General features: G+C 73.3%; 6 protein-coding genes. All 6 read left to right on the top strand.

Going from position 1 to position 8315, the window contains the following annotated elements; all coding sequences use genetic code 11:
• Positions 1 to 692: sirohydrochlorin chelatase (locus tag DQW06_RS22035; protein WP_157983548.1), on the top strand; the 692-nt coding region annotated here is incomplete at its 5' end.
• Between the two features lie 387 nt (positions 693 to 1079).
• On the top strand, positions 1080 to 1769 hold the full coding sequence (locus tag DQW06_RS22030; RefSeq protein WP_117199220.1) for a pyridoxal 5'-phosphate synthase: 690 nt from the start codon (positions 1080 to 1082) through the stop codon (positions 1767 to 1769).
• A 158-nt stretch (positions 1770 to 1927) separates the two neighbouring features.
• A complete protein-coding gene (locus DQW06_RS22025; protein WP_013153838.1) occupies positions 1928 to 3559 on the top strand; it encodes an acyl-CoA dehydrogenase family protein in 1632 nt (543 codons plus the stop codon).
• Positions 3560 to 4028: 469 nt separating this feature from the next.
• Positions 4029 to 6191, top strand: a complete 2163-nt coding sequence (glgX, locus tag DQW06_RS22020; RefSeq protein WP_019608327.1) for a glycogen debranching protein GlgX — start codon at positions 4029 to 4031, stop codon at positions 6189 to 6191.
• 288 nt (positions 6192 to 6479) lie between these two features.
• Entirely contained in the window at positions 6480 to 7289 is an 810-nt protein-coding gene (locus DQW06_RS22015; RefSeq protein WP_117199221.1) for a dihydrofolate reductase family protein, read from the top strand.
• 174 nt (positions 7290 to 7463) lie between these two features.
• The gene (locus DQW06_RS22010; RefSeq protein ID WP_071622370.1) at positions 7464 to 8249 is read left to right on the top strand and encodes a GntR family transcriptional regulator; all 786 of its coding nucleotides are present in this window, start codon (positions 7464 to 7466) and stop codon (positions 8247 to 8249) included.
• Positions 8250 to 8315: the final 66 nt, after the last annotated feature.

The raw sequence follows: 8315 nt of genomic DNA, 5'->3' as shown, positions 1-8315 counted from the left end.
CGCTCCACCGCCTCCGTCAGCAGCGGGTGCGGGCGCTGCGGCCGGAGCTCGACGTGCGCGTGTCCTACCTGGACCACGTGGCGCCCTCCGCGCGGGACGCGCTGGAGGAGCTGGCCGCGCGCGGGGCGGGTGAGGCGGTGGTGCTGCCGGCGCTGCTGACGGCGGCCTACCACAGCAAGGTGGACCTGCCGAAGGTGCTGGCGGACGCGCGCGGGCGCAGCCCGTGGCTGCGGGTGCGCTACGCCGACACCCTGGGCCCGCACCCGCTGCTGACGGAGGCGGTGGAGCGGCGCCTGGACGAGGCGGGGGTGCGCCCCGACCCCGACACGGCCCTGGTGCTGGCCTCGGCCGGTTCCAGCGACCCCGGGGCGAACGCGACCGTGGCGGCGATGGCCGCCGAGCTGGCCGGACGCGGCCCCTGGCGGGAGGTCGTGGCGGCCTACGCGTCCGCGGCCTCCCCCGGTCCGGGGGAGGCGGTGGCCGCCCTGCGCGAGCGGGGGGCGTCGCGGGTGGCCGTGGCCACCTACCTGCTGGCGCCGGGGTTCTTCGCCGACCGGGTGCGCGCCCGGTCGCTGGAGGCGGGTGCGTACGCGGTGTCCGAGGCGCTGGGGGACGTGCCCGAGATGGCCGGGGTGGTGCTGGACCGCTACGACGCGGCGGTGGCGTCGCGGCACGCGACCAGCTTCCGCTGAGGCGCGGAGCGCTGCCGGTCGAGGCGGGAGCGCCGACGGGCTGCGGTGCCCGGCGTCCGCGCCGTGGGGGCGTACGGGCGGACAAGGCGGCCCAGGGCAGACGACGCGGGACAGGGCGCGCGGGACGGAAGGGGCGAACGGGCGGTCCGCCGGGCGGGCCGCCCGTTCGCGTTGTCGCGGGCGGGATCGCCGCCGGGCGGGGCGAACGCGGGAACCGGCCCGACGACGGGAACCGGCCGCCTTCCGGCCCTCCCCCGCCGCGCCTCCCGAGAGGGCCGCACGCGGTTGTCCACAACCTCGGAAAGTGGCTTGTCCGCGCGACCGCGGCCCAGAAGAATCGGAGGTGGGCGCCGCGAACGCGCGCCGACCGACCGAGGAGTCGTGGGGGTGTCCGTGTCGGAGGAACGGAGTGCGGTGCGCAGCGGTGTCCGGGACCTGCTGCGGGGGCTGCCGGTGTTCTCGGGGGTGCTGCCGGAGTTCGACCCCGGAGCGGCGCCCGAGGACCCGGCGGAGCTGTTCCTGGAGTGGTTCTCCGAGGCGGTCGAGAGCGGTGTGGCCGAGCCGCACGCGATGACGGTCACGACCGTGGACGGAGAGGGGGCTCCGTCGGCCCGCGTGGTCATCATGAAGGACTTCACGCCCGAGGGCTGGTGGTTCGCCACCACGACCGGCTCGCGCAAGGGACGGGAGCTGGCCCGCAACCCGGCGGTGGCGCTGTTGTTCCACTGGATCGGGCAGGGCCGCCAGGTGCGGGTGCGCGGGCGGGCGGAGCTGGCCGCCCCGGAGCGGTGCGCCGCGGACTACCTGGCGCGGCCGCTGGAGTCGAGGGTGGCCGGTCTGCACGGCAGACAGAGCGAGCCCCTGGACGATCTCGCGGACGTCGACCGCGTGGCGCGGGAGAGCCGGGAGCGGCTGGAGCGCGACCCGGAGCTGGTTGCCGAGGACTGGGGCCTGTACCTGGTCCGCCCGGCCGAGGTGGAGTTCTGGCAGGCCGACCGGGACCGCCGCCACACGCGCCTGCGCTACACCCGTCCGGGGGTCGGCGCGTCCTGGGAACGCGGCCTGCTCTGGCCGTGACCGGGCGGAGGCGCCACGGCCGGACCCGTCGTCCCCGAGAGCGGCCATCGACCCGGGACCCAAGCGTGACCGAACCTGGTTCTGTTCGGTGTCCCCTGCGGGGATAGGATTCCCGCACTCCGACCGCCCGCGACCAGCAACGAAAAGAGGTGGCCGCCGTGCCCCCCACACACGAGGTGTTCAACCAGGCGCCCCCGCTCGGCGACTACGCGGCGGCCGAGGACCCGGCGCTCGTGGAGGGCCTGCGGCGCGAGGGCGCCGGATGGGCCGAGGCCGAGGTGCGCGAGGTCGGCGACGCGGCCGGTTCGGAGCGGGTCCGCGCCTGGGGCGAGTCCGCCAACGCCTACCCGCCGGTGCTGCGCACCCACGACCGCTACGGCCACCGGGTGGACGAGGTCGACTACCAGCCCGCCTACCACGTGCTCATGGACCAGGCGGTGGAGCACGGCATGCACGCCGCGCCGTGGGCGGACGGGCGTCCGGGCGCGCACGTGGCCCGCGCCGCCAAGTTCTTCCTGTGGTCCCAGCCCGAGGCTGGTCACGGGTGCCCGGTGTCGATGACCTACGCGGCGGTCCCGGCCCTGCGCCACTCCCCCGAACTGGCGCGGCGGTACGAGCCGCTGCTCACCGCGCCCGTCTACGACTTCGGGCTGCGGGCGCCGCACACCAAGCGCGGGCTCCTCGCGGGCATGTCGATGACCGAGAAGCAGGGCGGCTCGGACGTGCGCGCCAACACCACCCGCGCGGTCCCCACCGCCGAGGGGCACCACGTGCTGACCGGGCACAAGTGGTTCACCTCGGCGCCGATGAGCGACTTCTTCCTCACCCTGGCACAGGCGCCCGAGGGGCTGAGCTGCTTCCTGGTGCCCCGGGTGCTGGAGGACGGCGGCCGCAACGCGCTGCACATCCAACGGCTCAAGGACAAGCTGGGCAACCGCTCCAACGCGTCGGCGGAGCTGGAGTACGACGGTGCCGTCGCCCATCTGGTCGGTGAGCCGGGCAGGGGCGTGCCCACCATCATCGAGATGGTCAACAGCACCCGGCTGGACTGCGTGATCGGCTCGGCCGCGGGCATGCGCGCCGCGGTGGTGCACGCCCTGCACCACGCCGAGCACCGCAGCGCCTTCGGCGGGGTGCTGGTCGAGCAGCCGCTGATGCGCAACGTGCTCGCCGACCTGGCACTGGAGTCGGAGGCGGCGACGGCGCTGATGACCCGTCTGGCCGGTGCCGTGGACCGCGCGGTGCGCGGGGACGAGACCGAGGCGGCCTTCCGCCGCCTGGGGGTGGCCGTGGGCAAGTTCTGGGTGACCAAGCGCCAGCCCGCGCACGCCGCCGAGGCGCTGGAGTGCCTGGGCGGCAACGGGTACGTGGAGGAGTCGGGGATGCCCCGGCTGTTCCGGGACTCCCCGCTCAACTCCGTCTGGGAGGGCTCGGGCAACGTGGCGGCGCTGGACGTGCTGCGCGCGATGGGCCGCAGCCCCGAGTCGCTGGAGGCCTTCCTGGCCGAGCTGCGCGCGGCCGCGGGCGTGGACGACCACTACGACGCGGCGGTCAAGCGGTTGGAGCAGGCCCTGGGCGACCCGGAGGAGGCACAGTACCGGGCGCGGACGGTCGTGGAGCTGATGGCGCTGGTCCTGCAGGCGTCGGTGCTGCTGCGCCACGCGCCCACCCCGGTCGCCGAGGCGTTCACCGCCTCGCGTCTGGGTGGCGAGTGGGGGCACGTGTTCGGCACCCTGCCCAGAGGGGTGGACACCGAGCTGATCCTGGACCGGGCCCGCCCGAGCCGGTGAGGCCGGGGGCGCGCCCCCGCCGCGCGGAGGGGGCCGGGGGCGCGCCGCCCTCCTCCGTACGGGGGTCCGGGGGCGCTCTGCCGCGGATGCGGCGAGCACCGGTGGGGGCCGGGCCCGTGCGCCCCCGCACGGCCCCGGTCGTACCGGCCCCGGAACGCGCTGGGCACGAGGGGAACCAGAGGCGCGCGGAGAGCACGCGGACACCCTTTCTTAACCTCATAAATCCCGATTACCACTCTTAACCCTGATAATTCCCACAAAAACCCGCAAGAGGGACGGCCGATGAATGATCATCGGCCAGGTCGGCATACTTCGGCGTCCGGAGCGGAACAAAGAAGTCGTCACAGACCACGACCGCCTGCTTTCGGACGGGGAGCGGGCCCGCGCAGACCCTCCAGGAACAGCCGGAGGCGCGCGGGCCCGAACAGCCCCTTCCGAAGGCCCCGAATCCAAGAGACTGACGACGCCTATGGTGGAAGTCTGGCCAGGTAGTTCCTATCCGCTCGGTGCGACCTACGACGGGTCCGGCACCAATTTCTCCCTCTTCTCCGAGGCCGCCGAACAGGTGGACCTGTGCCTGTTCGACGACGACGGTGAGGAGACGCGTATACCACTGACCGAGTACGACGGTTTCGTCTGGCACGGTTACCTTCCCGGCGTCGGACCGGGACAGCAGTACGGGTACCGCGTCCACGGGCCCTACGCCCCGGAGCAGGGGCTGCGGTGCAATCCGAACAAACTGCTCACCGACCCCTACGCGAAGGCGCTGAACGGCAACCTCACCTGGCACGAATCCCTGTTCAGCTACCACTTCGCCTCGCCGGAGCGCAGGAACACCAAGGACAGCGCGCCCTACGTGCCCAAGTGCGTGGTGGTCAGCCCGTTCTTCGACTGGGGAAACGAGTCCAGGCCCCGTACGCCCTACCACCGCACGGTGATCTACGAGGCGCACGTACGCGGGCTCACCATGCGCCACCCGGGCATCCCCGAACACCAGCGGGGCACCTACTCGGGACTGGCCCACCCGGTGATGATCGACTACCTCACCTCGCTGGGGGTGACCGCGGTCGAGCTCATGCCCGTGCACCACTTCGTGCCCGAGCACGCCATGGTGGCCCGGGGGCTGACCAACTACTGGGGGTACAACACCCTGGCCTTCCTGGCCCCGCACAGCGGGTACGCGGCGCGCGGCTCGCGCGGGCAGCAGGTCCAGGAGTTCAAGGCGATGGTCAAGTCGCTGCACGAGGCGGGCATCGAGGTGCTGCTCGACGTGGTGTACAACCACACCGCCGAGGGCGACCACATGGGGCCCACGCTGTCGCTGCGCGGCATCGACAACCTCAGCTACTACCGGGTCAGCGACGAGGACCAGCGCTACTACCTCGACTACACCGGCTGCGGCAACAGCCTGAACGTGCGCCATCCGCACTCGTTGCAGCTGATCATGGACTCGCTGCGGTACTGGGTCCTGGAGATGCACGTGGACGGGTTCCGCTTCGACCTCGCCTCGGCCCTGGCCCGCGAGTTCCACGACGTGGACCGGCTGAGCACGTTCTTCGACATCGTCCAGCAGGACCCGGTGATCTCGCAGGTCAAGCTGATCGCCGAACCCTGGGACGTGGGCCCGGGCGGCTACCAGGTGGGCAACTTCCCGCCGCTGTGGACCGAGTGGAACGGCAAGTACCGCGACACCGTGCGCGACTACTGGCGGGGCGAGCCCGTGGTGGGCGAGCTGGCCTCGCGCCTGGCCGGGTCCAGCGACCTGTACCAGGACGACGGCCGCCGACCGGTGGCCTCCATCAACTTCATCACCTGCCACGACGGCTTCACCATGGCCGACCTGGTGTCCTACGACCGCAAGCACAACGAGGCCAACGGCGAGGACAACCGGGACGGCACGGACGACAACCGGTCCTGGAACCACGGTGTGGAGGGGCCCACCGAGGACCCCGCGATCATCACGCTGCGCCGCCGCCAGGTGCGCAACTTCCTCACCACCCTGTACCTGTCGCAGGGGGTGGTGATGCTCTCCCACGGTGACGAGGTGGGACGCACCCAGAACGGCAACAACAACGCCTACTGCCAGGACAACGAGATCGCCTGGATCGACTGGAAGGGCGCCGGGCTAGGCGAGGACGAGGAGCCCGACAACGACCTGCTGGACTACGTGCGCGGGCTGGCGCGGCTGCGCCGCGACCACCCGGTGTTCCGGCGCCGCCGGTTCTTCCGGGGCAGCCCGGTGGGCGGCGCCAAGGCCGGGAAGAGGGGGCTGCCCGACATCGTGTGGCTGCGCCCGAACGGAAAGAAGATGACCGGCGACGACTGGAACTCCACCGGCCAGGCCCTGGGCGTGTTCCTCAACGGGGACGCCATCACCGAACCCGACCCGCGCGGTCGGCGGATCCGGGACAGTTCGTTCCTGCTGCTGCTCAACAGCGGCCCGGAGACGGTGGACTTCACCGTTCCGGGCACCGAGTACGGCATGGCCTGGGAGACCGTGCTGGACACCGCCGAGCCGGACGTGGAGGGACGGCCGTTCGTGGCGGCCTCCGGTCCGGTGCGGGTGATCGACCGGGCGCTGCTGCTGCTGCGCCGGGTGTCGCACAAGCACACGCCGTCCCCCCGGTCCTGAGGGACCGGGCACACGGGCCCCGGAAGCTCCCCGGCGGGAGCGGCCGGGGCCCGTCGGCGTGGGCGGCCGGTGGAACGCGAAGACGCACGAGGACACCAACGGGGGCAACGGAAAAGCCGGTTCGGCCGGGGCCCGCCGCCGCGCACGCGGCGTCCCGGTCGTCCACAGGAAAGGATCCGCTCTGGTGGCGGCGCGGCGCGTTGGAGATGCTGGGTGAAAAAGGCTGGGCAGGGGGGCTCGCGCCCCCCTCCTCGGGGTGCCCCGGGCCACCGCCTACTCTGGGTGACCATGTCGAGTACACACACCGGCGCGGACGCCCCCGCCGCCCCCATCGCGTTCCGGCAGCTGCTGCCCGTCCCCGGCTGCGCGGACGCGGACCCGGCCGCCGCCTACGCCTACCCCGCTGATCTGGACCGCCCCTGGGTGCGCGCCAACATGGTGGCCAGCGCCGACGGCGGCGCCGTGGGCCCCTCGGGGCGCAGCAGGGACCTGTCCTCGGCGCCCGACCGCAGGATCATGGGCGCGCTGCGCGCCCTGTGCGACGTGGTGCTGGTGGGCGCGGCCACGGCGCGCGTGGAGGGGTACGGGCCGGTCCGCGTCCGCAGGGCGTGGGAGGGGCTGCGCGAGGGACGGGCCCGGACACCGGCCGTGGCGGTGGTCTCCCGCTCCCTCGACCTGCCCTCCGACCTGCTCACCGAAGCGCCGCCGCACGCGCGCACGCTGGTGTTCACCACGAGCGGCGCCCCCCGGGACAGGCGCCGCGAGGTGGCCGCGCGCGCCGACCTCGTGGTGGTCGAGGGGGACTCGGTGGCGCCCGCGCACATCGTGGACGCCCTGGCCGAGCGCGGACTGTACCGCGTACTGACCGAGGGCGGCCCGCGCCTGCTGGCGGAGTTCGTGGCGGCGGGGCTGCTGGACGAGCTGTGCCTGACCCTGAGCCCGCACCTGCTGGGGTCGGGGCCGCCGCGCATCGTGGCGGGGGGACCGGACGCTCCCGGAGCGCCGGAGCGCACCACCGGCGCGCGGAGCACGCCCGTGCGGATGGCGCACCTGCTGGAGGCGGAGGGGAGCCTGTTCGCGCGTTACGTCAGGGAATAGGGCGTCTGCGGAGGACACACGGGTAACCGCTCGGTTTCGGCCGCCTCACAACCACGCATGAACCATCCCGCAACCGGACATACCCGAGGTGTGCCCTCCAGTGGGAACACCGCTGCTGGACCCAGGACACACCGCATTGACGGGGCTTACCGGCTTGGCCCCCCGGCCGAGAGGATGAACGTGGTGCCGACGTCCGAAAACGGATCCCCTCCGGTCTATCGCGGAATAGCCGAGGAACTACGCGAACAGATCCGCTCCGGACGGTACGCCGACGGCGACCGCCTGCCCGGGGAGAACACCCTCATGGAACGCCACGGCGTCGCACGGGCCACCGCGAGGCAGGCGCTCTCCGTACTGATCAACGAGGGCCTGGCCGTGGCCGTGCGCGGCTCGGGCATCTACGTCCGCCTGTTCCGGCCCCTGCGAAGACACGGCGCCCGGCGGCTGTCCCAGGACCTGTGGGGCAGCGGGCGCGCGATCTGGCAGGTCGACAGCGAGGACCGCGGGTACGAGGTGGACAGCCTGCGCGTGGACGAGCCGGCGCCCGCCGCGCACGTGGCGCGCGCGCTGGGCCTGGCCGAGGGGGCCGGGGTGGTGCGGCGCTCGCGCCGCTACCTCGTGGACGGGCGTCCGGTGCAGCAGGCCGTCTCGCACCTGCCCCTGGACGTGCTGGGGAACGGCGGGGAGCCGTCGGCCCGGCGCGTACGGGACCACGACAGCGGGCCAGGGGGCATCTACGCGCGCCTGGCCGAACTGGGGCACGCCCCGGCGCACTTCACCGAGGAGATCCGGGTGCGCATGCCCACCCCCGAGGAGAGCGAGGTGCTGGAACTCGCCCCCGGAACCCCGGTGCTGGAGGTGGCGCGCACCGCGCTGACCGCCGACCACCGGCCGGTGGAGTTCAACGAGATCACCATGGACGGCTCGGCCTACGTGCTGCGGTACGACTTCGACGCCTGAGCCGGGTCCTGGTCCCCGACCGCGCGGCCCGCCCGTCCCCGGGGCAGCGCCGCACGCCCCCCGAGC

It is taken from the genome of Nocardiopsis sp. TNDT3 (assembly GCF_003427465.1).
Taxonomy (GTDB): Bacteria; Actinomycetota; Actinomycetes; order Streptosporangiales; family Streptosporangiaceae; genus Nocardiopsis; species Nocardiopsis dassonvillei.
Note: the sequence above shows the minus strand (reverse complement) of the source record. Positions and strands in the feature narration are given on the sequence as shown.

Bases quoted from the DNA above. Each gene is read 5' to 3' on its own strand.
- glgX (WP_019608327.1), top strand. From the start codon at position 4,029: ATGGTGGAAGTCTGGCCAGGTAGTTCCTATCCGCTCGGTGCGACCTAC.
- DQW06_RS22015 (WP_117199221.1), top strand. From the start codon at position 6,480: ATGTCGAGTACACACACCGGCGCGGACGCCCCCGCCGCCCCCATCGCG.
- DQW06_RS22010 (WP_071622370.1), top strand. From the start codon at position 7,464: ATGAACGTGGTGCCGACGTCCGAAAACGGATCCCCTCCGGTCTATCGC.